General features: G+C 68.7%; 11 protein-coding genes and 1 pseudogene. All 12 read left to right on the plus strand.

Annotation, left to right across the window (positions count from 1 at the left end; all coding sequences use genetic code 11):
* Positions 1-15: 15 nt before the first annotated feature.
* The 12 genes and pseudogenes from moaA to EV672_RS08940 all read left to right on the plus strand — a co-directional run bounded on the left by moaA (position 16) and on the right by EV672_RS08940 (position 14,087).
* On the plus strand, positions 16-1,026 hold the full coding sequence (gene moaA / locus EV672_RS08890; protein WP_133608402.1) for a GTP 3',8-cyclase MoaA: 1,011 nt from the start codon (positions 16-18) through the stop codon (positions 1,024-1,026).
* A gap of 249 nt (positions 1,027-1,275) precedes the next feature.
* Positions 1,276-1,764 (plus strand): annotated as a pseudogene (locus tag EV672_RS19305) (type IV pili methyl-accepting chemotaxis transducer N-terminal domain-containing protein); the annotation flags it as partial.
* 196 nt (positions 1,765-1,960) lie between these two features.
* Positions 1,961-3,091, plus strand: coding sequence for a sensor histidine kinase (locus tag EV672_RS19310; RefSeq protein WP_341770466.1), 1,131 nt, complete (start codon positions 1,961-1,963; stop codon positions 3,089-3,091).
* Positions 3,092-3,105: 14 nt separating this feature from the next.
* Positions 3,106-4,404 (plus strand): molybdopterin molybdotransferase MoeA, encoded by a 1,299-nt coding sequence (locus tag EV672_RS08900; protein WP_133608404.1) that lies wholly within the window; start codon positions 3,106-3,108, stop codon positions 4,402-4,404.
* Positions 4,405-4,430: 26 nt separating this feature from the next.
* Complete coding sequence (gene moaD / locus EV672_RS08905) at positions 4,431-4,688, plus strand: molybdopterin converting factor subunit 1 (protein ID WP_133608406.1); 258 nt, start codon at positions 4,431-4,433, stop codon at positions 4,686-4,688.
* 3 nt (positions 4,689-4,691) lie between these two features.
* Entirely contained in the window at positions 4,692-5,249 is a 558-nt protein-coding gene (locus EV672_RS08910) for a molybdenum cofactor biosynthesis protein MoaE (RefSeq protein WP_133608408.1), read from the plus strand.
* Positions 5,246-5,626 carry a fluoride efflux transporter CrcB gene (crcB, locus tag EV672_RS08915; RefSeq protein WP_133608410.1) on the plus strand — a complete coding sequence of 127 codons (381 nt, stop codon included), beginning with the start codon at positions 5,246-5,248 and terminating at the stop codon, positions 5,624-5,626. The genes EV672_RS08910 and crcB overlap by 4 nt, the downstream gene beginning before the upstream one ends.
* A gap of 91 nt (positions 5,627-5,717) precedes the next feature.
* Entirely contained in the window at positions 5,718-6,911 is a 1,194-nt protein-coding gene (locus tag EV672_RS08920) for a GGDEF domain-containing protein (protein WP_133608412.1), read from the plus strand.
* Positions 6,912-7,091: 180 nt separating this feature from the next.
* On the plus strand, positions 7,092-9,695 hold the full coding sequence (clpB, locus tag EV672_RS08925; protein ID WP_133608414.1) for an ATP-dependent chaperone ClpB: 2,604 nt from the start codon (positions 7,092-7,094) through the stop codon (positions 9,693-9,695).
* A gap of 126 nt (positions 9,696-9,821) precedes the next feature.
* Positions 9,822-10,295 (plus strand): hypothetical protein, encoded by a 474-nt coding sequence (locus EV672_RS08930; protein ID WP_133608416.1) that lies wholly within the window; start codon positions 9,822-9,824, stop codon positions 10,293-10,295.
* Positions 10,296-10,666: 371 nt separating this feature from the next.
* Complete coding sequence (locus EV672_RS08935) at positions 10,667-11,662, plus strand: helix-turn-helix transcriptional regulator (protein ID WP_133608418.1); 996 nt, start codon at positions 10,667-10,669, stop codon at positions 11,660-11,662.
* Between the two features lie 43 nt (positions 11,663-11,705).
* On the plus strand, positions 11,706-14,087 hold the full coding sequence (locus EV672_RS08940; protein WP_133608420.1) for a CRISPR-associated endonuclease Cas3'': 2,382 nt from the start codon (positions 11,706-11,708) through the stop codon (positions 14,085-14,087).
* Positions 14,088-14,089 lie beyond the last annotated feature (2 nt).

Consider the following 14,089-nt stretch of genomic DNA (forward strand, 5'->3'; position numbering starts at 1 on the left):
CCTAGACTCAGCGCCATGGCGATCTCACCGTTCCCCACGTCCTCCACCCCCGCCCTGGTCGATGCCTTTGGCCGCACGATCGACTACCTGCGCGTGTCCGTCACCGACCGCTGCGACCTGCGCTGCACCTACTGCCTGCCCGAGGCCTTCAAGGGCTTCGAGGAGCCGGCCAACTGGCTCAGCCACCAGGAGATGGGCCGCCTGGTCGGGCTGTTCGTGGCCATGGGCACCCGCCACGTGCGCCTGACCGGCGGCGAGCCCCTGACCCGCCGCGCCCTGCCGGACGTGGTCAGGCACATCGCCGCCTTGCCCGGCTTGCGCGACCTGTCGCTCTCCACCAACGGCACCCGCCTGGACCGCCTGGCCCTCACCCTGCGCGAGGCCGGCGTGCAGCGCCTGAACATCAGCCTCGACAGCCTGGATGCCGACTGCATGGCCCGCATCACCGGGCGCGACTGCCTGGCCGACGTGCTGCGCGGCATCGAGGCGGCCCGCGCGGCCGGTTTCTCGCCGATCAAGCTCAACATGGTGGTGCAGCCTGGCGTCAACGACCACGAGGTCGAGGCCATGGTCGATTTCGCCCTGCGCCATGCGCTGGTGCTGCGCCTGATCGAGCCCATGCCCATGGGCGACACCGGCCGCGCCACGCCCCGCTGTGACCTGAGCAGCTTCACCGAGGCCCTGGCCGCGCGCCTGGGCCTGCTGCCCCAGGTGCTGGGGCGCGGTGCCGGGCCGGCGCGCTACTGGCAGGACCCCGTCGGCGGCATGAGCCTGGGCGTCATCACCCCCATGAGCCAGCACTTCTGCGAGACCTGCAACCGCGTGCGCCTGGGTGTCGATGGCACGCTCTACCTTTGCCTCGGGCAGGACCAGCAGGTGCCGCTGGGCGCACTGCTGCGCCAGGGCGCCAGCGACGCCACCCTGCGGGAAGCCATCCTGGCGGGCATCGCGGCCAAACCCGCGCGGCACGAATTCAACGAGCGCCGTGAGAAGATCGTGCGCTTCATGGCCCAGACCGGCGGTTGACGCCCCGCCTGGGTCAGGCCCTTCGTGGAGTCCCGCATGGCCCTCACCCCGGCCGGCACTGCCCCAGCGCAGCCCCGGCAAGATGCGACCTCCTGGTCGCGCACCTCCCGACTGACGCTGGCGCGCAAGCTGGCGGCGGTGGGCTGCGTGTTCCTGGCCGTGGCGCTGGCCACGGTGGGCCTGTCGATGTGGGTGACTTGGCAGCTGGAAGGGGGCGCCGCCGCCATCAACGAGGCGGGGCGCATGCGCATGCGCGCCTACCAACTGGCCTTGCAGGTCCGTGAGCAACCGGCGCGGGCAAGCGGGGTCGCAGGCCCCCTGCGGACGCGGCTGACCGAGCTCGATGACAGCCTGGCCCTGCTGACATCCGGTGACCCGCAGCGGCCCTTGAGCGTGCCGGGCAGCGCGCCGGTGCAGGCGCGGCTGCAGGCGGTTCAGCAGGGCTGGCAGGCCCTGCGGGCCGAGGTGCTGGCCCACCCAGGCGCGCCCGTCAGGCTCAGCATCGAACCCTTTGTCCAGCAGGTCGATCAGCTCGTCTCGGAAATCGAGCAGCGCCTGGAGGCCCGCACCGTCGCCCTGCACACCTTCCAGATGGTCATGATGGTGCTGGCCGTGCTCAGCGCGCTGGCCATCCTCTACGCCAGCCACGTCATGGTGCTGGACCCCGTGGCCCGCTTGCGCAACGCCCTGCGCCGCGTCGAAGAGGGCGATTTCCAGGCCCGCGTGCGCCCCGGTGCCGACGACGAACTCGGCGAGCTGGCCGAAGGCTTCAACCGCATGACCGAGCGCCTGCAGGCGCTGTACGGCGACCTCGAAGCCAAGGTGCGCGAGAAGACGCTGGGCCTGGAGCGCGAACAGGCCCGCCTGCGCGCGCTCTACGAGGTCTCCACCTTCGTGGCCTCGGCCGACAACCTGTCCGAGCTAGGGCAGGGCTTTGCGCAGCATCGCCCGGGCCGACGCGGTGGCCGTGCGCTGGTCCGACGAGGCCAACGACCGCTACATGCTGCTGGCCAGCGACAGCCTGCCGCACATCCTGGCGCGCGAAGAGCAGTGCGTGCTCACCGGCGACTGCTTCTGCGGCGACCGCCTGCGCGACGGCGTGCCGGCCCGCATGCGCGTCATCCCCATCGCACAAGCCTCGCCCGCCGCGGGTGAAGGCGCCCACCCCCACCCCCAGCGCCAGCGTCAGCTCCAACGCCGCTGCGAGGTCGAGGGCTACACCACCCTGGTCACGCTGCCCCTGCTGCTGCAGCAGCGCCTGCTGGGGGAGGTCGAGCTGTTCTACCGCGGCGACATCACCTTCTCCGACGGGGAGCGCAACCTCTTCGAGGCCCTCGCCAGCCACCTCGCCGGCGCCATGGAGAGCCTGCGCATGGCCGCCCTGGCGCGGCAATCGGCCGTGGCCAGCGAGCGCAAGCTGCTGGCGCAGGAGCTGCACGACTCCATCGCCCAGTCCCTGGCCTTCCTGAAGATCCAGATGGGGCTGCTGCGCTCGGCCCAGGCGCAGGGCGACCAGGCGGGCGTGCAGGCCGCGATGGCCGAACTCGACACGGGCGTGCGCGAGAGCTACAACGACGTCCGCGAACTGCTGCTGCATTTCCGCGTGCGCACCGAAAGCGGCCGCCTGGACCTGGCCCTGCGCGAAACCCTCTCCAAGTTCGAGCTGCAATCCGGCCTGAGCGGGCACCTGAGCTGCAAGGACGACGGCGTGCCCATGCCGGCCGACGTGCAGATCCAGGTGCTGCACATCGTGCAGGAGGCGCTCTCCAACGTCCGCAAGCACGCCAGGGCGCGCCAGGTCTGGGTCGATGTGCAGGCCCACCCGGCCTGGGTGATCCGCGTGCGCGACGACGGCCAGGGTTTCGCGCCCGAGGCCGGCCCTGCCGACGCCACCCACGTGGGCCTGAGCATCATGCGCGAACGCGCCGAGCGCATCGGCGCCACCGTGGCCGTGAACTCGGGCCCGCAAGGCACGGAGGTCTGCCTGAGCCTGCCGGCCAACCCGCCGACCCACAATCCGCCGACCCACAGCGCACCGACCCACAGCGCAAGCGACACCGATTGAACAAGGAACACACCGTGGCAGCTGCCCCGCAAGCCCTGATCCCCCTGGACGAAGCCTGGTCCCGCCTGCGCCAGGCGCTCACCGAGCACCCCCACGCGCCGGCCACCGAGCAGCGCGCCACCGAAGACACGCTGGGCCGCGTGCTGGCGCAGGACGTGGTCTCGACCGTGGCCGTGCCGCCGCACGACAACAGCGCCATGGACGGCTATGCCCTGCGGGTGGCTGATTTGGCCGACCTCGCCAGCGCGGCTGAGCCAGGCCCCAGCCTGCCGGTGTCGCAGCGCATCGCTGCCGGCCAGACCGGCGCCATCCTGCAGCCGGGCAGTTGCGCGCGCATCTTCACCGGTGCGCCCGTGCCGGCCGGTGCCGACGCCGTCGTCATGCAGGAGCACACCGAGCCCGCCGCCACCGAAGGCCAGGTGCGCTTCACCCAGCCGGTGCACGCGCAGCAAAACATCCGCCGTGCCGGCGAGGACATCGCCATCGGCCAGACCGTGCTGCGCGCCGGCACGCGCCTGAGCCCCGCCGCCCTGGGCGTGGCCGCCTCGGTGGGCCGTGCCACGCTGCCCGTGTTCGCGCCCCCCCGCGTGGCCGTGCTGACCACCGGCGACGAGCTGGTGTTGCCCGGCCAGCCCCTGCCGCCCGGTGCCATCTACAACAGCAACCGCCACACCCTGCTGGGCCTGGCCCAGGCGGCCGGTGCCACCGCCCGCGACCTGGGCACCGTGCCCGACCAGCTGGCCGCCACCCGCGCCGCCCTGCGCGCCGCCGCCGAGCAGCACGACCTCGTCATCAGCAGCGGTGGCGTCTCCGTGGGCGAGGAAGACCACCTGCGCCAGGCCGTGCAGGCCGAAGGCGGGCTGGACTTCTGGGCCCTGGCCATCAAGCCGGGCAAGCCCTTCGTGTTCGGCTGGCTCACCCGGGCCGATGGCAGCCGCGCCATCTACATGGGCCTGCCGGGCAACCCGGTGGCCAGCTGGCTGACCTTCCTGATGCTCGTGCGCCCCGTCATCGGCCTGCTGGCGGGCCAAGGCTGGCAGCTGCCGCGCTCGCTGCCGGTGCCCGCCGCCTTCGCCTGGCCCAAGCCAGACAAGCGCCGCGAGTTCCTGCGCGTGCGCCTCAACGAGGCCGGCCACGCCGAGCTCTTCCCCAACCAGAGCTCGGGCGTGCTGACCTCGGCGTCCTGGGCCGATGGCGTGGTGGACCTGCCGCCGCAAACCACCGTCCAGCCCGGCGACGTGGTGCGCTGGACCTCCGCGGCCGAGCTGCTGCACCCGGCGGCAGCGGCATGTCAGCCGGGATGTCAGCCTTGATCACCACCTCTCACGCACCCCCTCCCATGCCCCTGACCATCCGCTACTTCGCCGCCATCCGCGAACGCCTGGGCGCCCAGGAAACCGTGTCTCTGGCCGACACGCCAGCCCGCACCGTGGGCGACTTGCACGCCTGGCTGCTGACGCGCTCGCCCCAGCACGCCGAGGCGCTGGACCCCGACCGCGGCCTGCGCACCGCCTGCAACCAGGCCCTGTGCGACGCCGACCAGGCCCTGGCCGAGGGCGACGAAATCGCTTTCTTCCCACCCGTCACCGGAGGCTGAGAGATGAGCGACGCCCCAGCCGTGCAGCCAGCCCTCCAGCAGGCCCTGGCCAGTCCGCTTCAGCAGGCCCTGGCCAGTCCGCTTCAGCAGGCCCTGGCCTGCGTGCGCGTCTCCCCGGAGGATTTCGACCTCGGCGCCGAAGTCGCGGCCCTGCGCGCCGGTGACGCCCAGGTCGGCGCCGTCGTCAGCTTCGTGGGCACCGTGCGCGAATGGAGCCCCGACCCCGCCGCGGTGATGACGCTGGAGCACTACCCCGGCATGACCGAGCGCAGCCTGGCCGAGCTCATCGTGCGCGCCCGCCAGCGCTTTGACGTGCGCGGCGTGCGCATCGTCCACCGCGTCGGGCCGCTGGCCGTCACCGACCAGATCGTGCTGGTGGCCGTCACCTCGGCGCACCGCCACGAGGCCTTCCACTGCGCCGAGTTCCTGATGGACTGGCTCAAAACCCAGGCGCCGTTCTGGAAGCGCGAGGAAGCCCAGGGCGAGGCCCGCTGGGTCGCCTCGCGCGACAGCGACGCCGACGCCGCCGCGCGCTGGCACGCACCGGGAGGCCAGCCATGAGCCCGCTCACCTCCGCCCTGGCCGTGGCCGCGGGCTCGGCCGTCGGTGCCCTGGCGCGCTGGCAGGCTGGCGTCTGGTTCAACCCCGTCTGGGCAGGCTTCCCCCTGGGCACGCTGTTTGTCAATGCGCTGGGTGGCCTGTTGATCGGGCTGGCCTTCGCCTGGCTGGACCGCTGTCCTTCAGACGGGTTGCGCTTGCTGCTGGTCACTGGCGGCCTGGGCGGCTTCACCACGTTTTCGGCGTTTTCGGCGGAATCGCTGGCCCTGCTGGAGCGCGGGCGTTTCGAGCTGGCGCTGGCCCACACCTCGGCCCACGTCGTCGGTGCGCTGGCCTGCGCGGCCCTCGGGGCCCGTTTGATGCGGGCCTGGCTGGCCTGAACTGCATCTGAACTGCCCCTCTGAGCCCTGGGCGGGTCAAGTTGGAGGCCATGAACGCCGATAACCGATCACATCCGTCCCGAAGTTGGGCATGGCCTCCATCGACGTCTTCACCTGTTACACCCTCGCGGGCGCTGGCTCGCTGTTCGGCCTGGGCCTGATCTCCCTGGTGCGCGCGGAGAGCCCGCGCGTGCGCCGCGCACTGTGGCTCTACCGCCTGGCCTTCCTGTGCCTGGCCGGTTTCCTCTGGGTGGGCACCTTGCCGGTTGCGCAGCGCGCGCAGGGCATGCACGCCATGATCGGGGTCGCCGCCATCGGCGCGTCCTTGCTCGCCTGGGGCTTTCGCCAGCTCAACGGGCAGCGCACACCGCCAGTGCTGGGCGTTGCGCTGACGCTCGGCCTGGGCAGCGTTTTGTGGTGGGCGGGTGCGGCCACCTCGGACGCGACCTTCGCGGTGGTGGAGGCCTCCGTCATGAGCTTCATCGCCGTGGGCACGCTGATTGACCAGGGGGTGCTGTTGCGGCGCGCCACCGTGCGCCGGGGCGGTGAGCTCGCCCTGCTGCTGGTGGCCGGGCTGTTCTCGCTGGACTGGGTGCTCATCCTGTGGCACACCCTGCACTGGGTCGGGCCTTACCCCGACCACCTCCTCTTCGCGCCCGACTGGCTGCTGCCGGCTTCCGCGGTCGGGGTGGGCCTGCTGCCGCTGTCGGTGGCCTCGGTGGTGTTCGCCATCGTCAACGACCGCCTGAACCAGCAATTGCGCGAGCGCGCGCTGCGCGACGACCTCACCGGCACCCTGTCGCGGCGCGGCCTGCGCGAGCACGGCGAACGCATGCTGGCCGGGCAGTTGGCTGGCCCTTCGGCCGTGCGCCGTGACACCGGCATCGCCGCGCTGATGATGGACGTGGACCACTTCAAGGCCATCAACGACCGCCACGGTCACCAGGTGGGCGACGAGGTGCTGCGCCACCTGAGCGGGGTGATGACCGAACACCTGCGCGACGACGCCTTGCTGGCCCGCTACGGCGGCGAGGAATTCACCGTGCTGTTGCCCGTGCGCAGCCGCCACGACGCCGAAACCGTGGCCGAGCGCCTGCGCCAGGCCATCGAGGCCCAGCCCTGCGATTCCCGCGTGGGCCGCATCCGCGTGACCGTCAGCATCGGCGTGGCCTTCCACCAGACGGCCCACTCGCTCGACGAGGTGCTCTCGCGCGCCGACACCCGCCTGTACGAGGCCAAGCAGGCCGGCCGCAACCGGGTGATCTGTGAGCCGCTGGCCGCCTGACCCTGGCCTGACGGCCATTTGATCTGGCGCAAGCCGGGGCCACGCCAGCGCCCCGACCCACCCCGGCGCAGGGGCTTTGCCCTTGAAATGCCGCGGTGCCGCACCATCTGCGCAGCAACCGGACGAACCCTGTGCCACCGGGCACGAGGCTCGCCCCCTCCACCTGCCCAGGAGCGCCCGATGCGACTCGACAAACTCACCTCCACCTTCCAGGAAGCGCTGACCGAGGCCCAGAGCCTGGCCGTCACGCGCGACAACCCCTACATCGAACCTGCCCACATCCTGCTGGCCATGCTGCGCCAGGACGATGGGCCGAAGGCCTTGCTGGACAAGGCCGGGGTCAAGATCGCGCCGCTGGCCGCGGCCTTGGAAAAGCAAATCGACAAGCTGCCCCAGGTGCAAGGCGCTGAGCAGGTCCAAGCCGGCCGCGACACCGTCAGCCTGCTGCAGGGCGCCGAGAAGGAAGCCCACAAGGCCGGTGACGCCTACATCGCCGCCGAGATGTTCCTGCTCGCCCTGTGCGACCACAAGGGCGAGACCGCCATCCTGGGCCGCGACTTCGGCCTGACCCGCAAGGCGCTCGAAGCGGCCATCAAGGCCGTCCGGGGCGACCAGAAGGTGGACAGCCCCGAGGCCGAAGGCCAGCGCGAATCCCTCAAGAAGTACACGCTCGACCTCACCGAGCGCGCCCGCCAGGGCAAGCTCGACCCGGTCATTGGCCGCGACGAGGAAATCCGCCGCGCCATCCAGGTGCTGCAGCGCCGCTCCAAGAACAACCCCGTGCTCATCGGTGAACCTGGGGTGGGCAAGACCGCCATCGTCGAGGGCCTGGCCCAGCGCATCGTGGCCGGCGAAGTGCCCGACAGCCTCAAGAACAAGCGCGTGCTGGTGCTCGACATGGCCCTGCTGCTGGCCGGCGCCAAGTACCGCGGCGACTTCGAAGAGCGCCTCAAGAACGTGCTCAAGGAAGTGGCCAAGGACGAAGGCCAGACCATCATGTTCATCGACGAGATCCACACCATGGTCGGTGCGGGCAAGGCCGATGGCGCCATGGACGCCGGCAACATGCTCAAGCCCGCGCTGGCCCGTGGCGAGCTGCATTGCATCGGCGCGACCACGCTGGACGAGTACCGCAAGTACATTGAAAAAGACGCCGCCCTGGAGCGCCGCTTCCAGAAAATCCTCGTGGGCGAGCCCACCGTGGAGGCCACCATCGCCATCCTGCGCGGCCTGCAGGAGAAGTACGAGGTTCACCATGGCGTCGAGATCACCGACCCGGCCATCGTGGCCGCGGCCGAGCTCTCCAACCGCTACATCACCGACCGCTTCCTGCCGGACAAGGCCATCGACCTGATCGACGAGGCCGCGGCCAAGGTCAAGATCGAGATCGACTCCAAGCCCGAGGCCCTGGACCGCTTGGACCGCCGCCTCATCCAGCTCAAGATCGAGCGCGAGGCCGTGCGCCGCGAGCGCGACGAGGCCTCGCAAAAGCGCTTCGAGCTGATCGAAGAGGAAATCGCCAAGCTGGCCAAGGAATACGCCGACCTGGAAGAAATCTGGAAGGCCGAGAAGGCCCAGGCCCAGGGCTCGGCCACGGTGAAGGAAGAGATCGACAAGATGCGCTTCCAGATCGAGGAACTCAAGCGCAAGGGCGACTTCAACAAGGTGGCCGAGCTGCAGTACGGCAAGCTGCCCGAGCTGGAAAAGAAGCTCAAGGCCGCGCAAGACAAGGAAAACGCCCGCAACGCCAAGGGCCAGGCCGAGGGCCGCCCGACGCTGCTGCGCACGCAAGTTGGCGCCGAGGAAATCGCAGAAGTCGTGGCGCGTGCCACCGGCATCCCCGTGTCCAAGCTGATGCAGGGCGAGCGCGACAAGCTGCTGGCCATGGAAGACAAGCTGCACGAGCGCGTGGTCGGCCAGCAAGAGGCCATCGTGGCCGTGTCGGACGCCATCCGCCGCTCGCGCGCTGGGCTGTCCGACCCGAACCGGCCGTATGGCTCCTTCCTCTTCCTGGGCCCCACCGGCGTGGGCAAGACCGAGCTGTGCAAGGCCCTGGCCGGCTTCCTGTTCGACAGCGAAGACCACCTCATCCGCATCGACATGAGCGAGTTCATGGAGAAGCACTCGGTCAGCCGCATGATCGGCGCGCCCCCGGGCTATGTGGGCTACGAGGAGGGTGGGGCGCTGACCGAGGCCGTGCGCCGCAAGCCCTACAGCGTCGTGCTGCTCGACGAGGTCGAAAAGGCCCACCCCGATGTGTTCAACGTGCTGCTGCAGGTGCTCGACGATGGCCGCCTGACCGACGGCCAGGGCCGCACCGTGGACTTCAAGAACACCGTCATCGTGATGACCTCCAACCTCGGCTCCCACAACATCATGCAGATGGCCGGTGAGCCCTACGAGGACATCAAGGACGCCGTCTGGGTGGACGTCAAGCAGCACTTCCGCCCTGAGTTCCTCAACCGCATCGACGAGGTGGTGGTCTTCCATGCGCTCGACCAGGCCAACATCGCCGCCATCGCGAAGATCCAGCTCAAGGGCCTGGAAGGGCGCCTGGCCCAGATGGACATGAAGCTTGACGTGAGCCCGGAGGCGCTGGCCGAGCTGGCCAAGGTCGGCTTCGACCCGGTCTTCGGTGCCCGACCTTTGAAGCGTGCCATCCAGCAGCGCATCGAGAACCCGGTGGCCAAGCTCATCCTGCAGGGCAAGTTCGGCCCGAAGGACGTGGTGCCGGTGCAGGTGGACGCGGAAGGCCACTTCCAGTTCGGGCGGACGGTGCACTGAGGCGCTGACACGCCCAGTTGCCATTCCCCACGGCGCCCCCCGTGTGGTCCACCCTTCAGGGGGATGGCCGCACGGGGGGCGCTTGTCTATGGTGCTGGCTCCAACCACCACTCAACAGGGAACACCATGGGCCAGAACCTGATTTCACTCGACCTGAACGAGGCCGAACTCGCCGCCATCGACGCGGCCTTGAGCACGCTGGAGGACCAGCTCGGCGGGCTGATCGACCTCGACGCGGAGCAGCGCCGCTCCTTGCCCAAGATGGGCGACAAGTCCGAGGCGTTTTGCCGCCAGACCCTCAACCTGCTCGCGCAGAACCCCCAGCTCGTGCCGCCCGGCCTGGGTCTGGACGAGGCGCGCCGTGACCTGGCCCACCTGGACGTGCTGCGCAGCCGCACCAACCGCCTGCGCCAGCTGGTCGGCCGAGCGGAAGACTCGGAGATCGCACTGGGCAGCGACGTCATGCGGGCAGCGCTGGAGGGCTACGCCCTGTTGAAGCTCATGGGCAAGGGTTCCGGCCTCGAAACCCTGCGCCAGGACATCGGCGCCCGCTTCGGCCGCCGCGCCTCCCGAGCGAAAAGCCCCACCGACGCAGCTTGATGGTGCGTGAGCGCAGTTCCGAGCTCGGCGGCCCGAGCCAAAAGCTCGGTACACGCACCTTTTTGCTGCGCGGCCCGAGCTTGGAGCTCGGCGCACCGAGCTGCACAGCTGCACGCGCCGAGCTTTTTGCTCCGTGCGTGCACCTATTAGGTGCGTGAGCCGAGCTCCGAGCTCCGCACGCCGAGCTCAGAGCTCGGTGCATGCAGCGCAGAGGTGCGTGGGTGAGGTTCGGAGCTCGGCGAGCCGGACAGGGGGCTGCATGCGCCAGGCAACCTGGTTTGCAGCAAATCTGTCTTGTGGCTGTTTTATGCTGTTTGTATCCGACTGTGAGCAAGCGTCACGGTTGGCATGACAAACATTCAGGGAAAGCCGTGTCTCAAACAGAGCGTCTGTACAGGCTCAAGCATTTGCTCGACTCGGGCCGTTGCCTCGGCAAAGCGCAGTTGATGGAGGCGCTGGGTGGCGTCTCATTTGCCACCCTCAAACGCGACATCGACCACCTGCGTGACCGGATGAACGCCCCGGTGGTGTTTGACCGTCAGGAGGGCGGCTACCGCCTGGACCCGTCCCAGCAGGCGCTGGGCACCCAGTACGAACTGCCGGGGCTGTGGTTCAGCGCCGAGGAAATCCATGCCTTGCTGACCATGCAGCACCTGCTGGCCAACCTGGATGCGGGGGGCCTGCTCGGCCCCCACATCGCGCCGTTGATGAAGCGCTTGGGCAAGGTCATGGACGCCGGCAAGCATTCCAGCGTCGAACTGTCCCAACGCATCAAGGTACAGACGGTGGGCGCACGGCCCGTGCACCTGCCGCACTTCCAGGCGGTCGGCTCGGCGCTGTTGCGGCGCCACCGCCTGCGCATCAGCTACCACGCCCGCACCACGGACCAGGCCAGCGAGCGAGAGGTGTCGCCCCAGCGACTGATCCATTACCGCGACAACTGGTACCTCGACGCCTGGTGCCACTTGCGGCAAGGCCTGCGCAGTTTCAGCGTCGATGCCATCGGCCATGTGCAGGTGGAAGCCCGAAGCGCCATCGACGTGCCAGAGGCTGAGCTGGACGCGGTGCTGGGGGCGGGCTACGGCATCTTTGCGGGGCGGCAAGTGCAGTGGGCCAGCCTGCGCTTTTCGTCCGAGCGTGCGCGCTGGGTGGCCGCAGAGACATGGCATCCCCAGCAAAAAGGGCGCTTCGACGCCAATGGCAGCTACCTGCTGGACCTGCCCTACGCAGACCCGCGCGAGCTGGTGATGGACGTCATGCGGCACGTGCCGGATGTGGACGTGCTCGGGCCGCCAGACCTGCAGGATGCGGTGGCGCAAAGGCTGCGGGCTGGGTGCGCAAAGATTGTGGGCGGGCTCACGCCATGAGCTTGCGGTTTGCCAACATGTACGCCTGAAGCAAATCAAGGGGATGAAGGTGGGCAGCGACAACTGGGCGCACATCCGGGTGGATGCAGTGACGGGGGAGGTGGTGCCGCATTTGCTGGTGGATCACCTGGGCAAAGTGGCTGGCTTGGCGGCGCGCTTTGCCTCCGGTTTTGGTGAGGACTGGGCCCGGCTGGCCGGACTGCTCCATGACTTGGGCAAACACCGCTCCGGCTTTCAGCGCTACATCCGTCAAGCCAATGGCCTGGATGCGCACATCGAAGGTCGGGTGAAAGACAGCGACAAGACGCACTCTGCGGCAGGGGCGTTGTGGGCGGAGAAGTTGCTCGCTGATGAGTTTGGCCCTCGGGGCCAGATGATGGCGAGGGTGCTTCAGTATGTGATCGCAGGGCACCACGCGGGGTTGGACAACTGGGACGATGGCTTGGCGGCCCGTCTGGCATCTGACGATGCCCAGCGTGAATTGGCCGACGCGCTTGCGGCCGATCCGCCGCTGAGCGTGTTGCGGCCCGACTTGGCTGGTTTGTCATTGAAGGACTTGCCGCGCGGCCAGGAAAAAGGCGACACCCCTGGCCGGTTCGCTCTCTGGTTGCGCATGCTGTTCTCCGCATTGGTGGACGCAGACTTCCTGGACACCGAGGCTTTCATGGACGCGGGCAAGGGCGTAGCGCGCCGTGGTGCGCCCAGCATCCAGGCGTTGCAATCGGCGCTCAACAACCACCTGACATCGTTGGCCAGCTCGGCCGCCGACACGCCTGTCAACCGCGTGCGCCAAAGCATCCTTGCCCAATGCCGCAACAAGGCGTTGAGGGATGCCGGTGTGTTCACGCTCACCGTACCAACCGGCGGTGGCAAGACGCTCTCCAGTCTGGCCTTTGCCCTGGATCACGCGGCTTTGCGCGGCAAGAGCCGCGTGGTGTACGCCATTCCGTACACCAGCATCATCGAGCAGACGGCCGACATCTTCCGCAAGGTGTTCACTGATCTGGGCGAGGACGCCGTGATCGAGCACCACAGCAATGCCGAGGCGGAGCCAGAGCGGGAAACCAGTCGATCGCGCTTGGCCTGCGAGAACTGGGATGCGCCCCTGGTGGTGACCACCAATGTGCAGCTGTTCGAGAGCCTCTTCGCCCGCCGCACTTCGCGCTGCCGCAAGCTGCACAACCTGGCCCACAGCGTGATCGTGCTGGACGAAGCCCAGTTGTTGCCTGTGGAGTTTCTGCAGCCCATCGTCGATGTGCTGCGCATGCTGGTGCGTGACTTTGGCGTGACCTTGGTCCTGTGCACGGCCACGCAACCTGTGCTCACGGCCAGCGTCAGCCAGGACCCGCGCCGTGGACTCAAGCGGGGCTTCGAGGCCTCAGCGGTCACGGAAATCATCGACGATGTGCCAGGCCTCTATGCGGCGCTGGAGCGCGTGCGCGTGCACGTGCCGACTGACCTGAACGAAGCTCGTGCTTGGCCAGAGTTGGCCGACGAGATCGCCGGCCACGAAGCGGTGCTGACCATCGTTAGCCGGCGTGCCGATGCCCAGTTGCTGTTCAATCTGGTTCGCCAGAACGACCCGGATGGGTGCTGGCACCTGTCAGCCTTGATGTGCGCCCAGCACCGCAGCGATGTGATCGCCGAAATCAAAGCGGCCTTGGTACAGCGGCGCGCGGCATTGAGCGCTGGGCAGGATGCCTCGCCCGTGAGGGTGGTCAGCACGCAGCTGGTGGAGGCGGGTGTGGACCTGGACTTCCCGGTGGTGTATCGCGCATTGGCAGGCCTTGACTCCATCGCGCAGGCTGCAGGCCGGTGCAACCGCGAGGGCAAGCTGCCCGGCCTGGGCGAAGTGCATGTGTTTGTGCCGCCCACCAAGGCGCCGCCAGGATTGCTTCGCCAGGCCCGTGAAACTTGTAAGACCTTGTGGAGCGAGGGCACTGACAACCCCTTTGCCTTGCCCTTGTTCGAGCGTTACTTCCAGAAGCTCTATCACGATGCCGATCTGGACGCCAAGGGCATCTGCGAGGCCGTGCAGTTGGAGGCTGATCAGCGTGAGCGGGCCTTGGCCGTGCGGTTCAAAGACGCATCCAACAACTTCCGTCTGATTGACGACGCCGATGGCGCGACTGTGCTGGTTCGCTACCGCAGCCCAGGCGCCAAGGAAGACATCAACGCCTTGATCGGCATGTTGGAACGCGACGGCCCGAGCCGGTGGCTGATGCGCAAGTTGCAGCGCTACGGCGTCACGGTTTACCGCTACCAGCTGGACAAGCTGGTCAAGGCGGGCGACATCCGGGAGGTGCCGATGTGCCCGGGCTTGTATGTGCAGATTGAGGACTGGGATGCGTTTTACCACCCCCAGCTTGGCGCGAATGTGGATGGGGCGCCGGGGGATCCGGCCTCGTATGTCGTGTCTGAGTGAGC

This window comes from Aquabacterium commune (assembly GCF_004362855.1).
Taxonomy (GTDB): domain Bacteria; phylum Pseudomonadota; class Gammaproteobacteria; order Burkholderiales; family Burkholderiaceae_C; genus Aquabacterium; species Aquabacterium commune.

Bases quoted from the DNA above. Each gene is read 5' to 3' on its own strand.
- moaA (WP_133608402.1), top strand. From the start codon at position 16: ATGGCGATCTCACCGTTCCCCACGTCCTCCACCCCCGCCCTGGTCGAT.
- moaD (WP_133608406.1), top strand. From the start codon at position 4,431: ATGCCCCTGACCATCCGCTACTTCGCCGCCATCCGCGAACGCCTGGGC.
- EV672_RS08910 (WP_133608408.1), top strand. From the start codon at position 4,692: ATGAGCGACGCCCCAGCCGTGCAGCCAGCCCTCCAGCAGGCCCTGGCC.
- crcB (WP_133608410.1), top strand. From the start codon at position 5,246: ATGAGCCCGCTCACCTCCGCCCTGGCCGTGGCCGCGGGCTCGGCCGTC.
- EV672_RS08920 (WP_133608412.1), top strand. From the start codon at position 5,718: ATGGCCTCCATCGACGTCTTCACCTGTTACACCCTCGCGGGCGCTGGC.
- clpB (WP_133608414.1), top strand. From the start codon at position 7,092: ATGCGACTCGACAAACTCACCTCCACCTTCCAGGAAGCGCTGACCGAG.
- EV672_RS08930 (WP_133608416.1), top strand. From the start codon at position 9,822: ATGGGCCAGAACCTGATTTCACTCGACCTGAACGAGGCCGAACTCGCC.
- EV672_RS08940 (WP_133608420.1), top strand. From the start codon at position 11,706: ATGAAGGTGGGCAGCGACAACTGGGCGCACATCCGGGTGGATGCAGTG.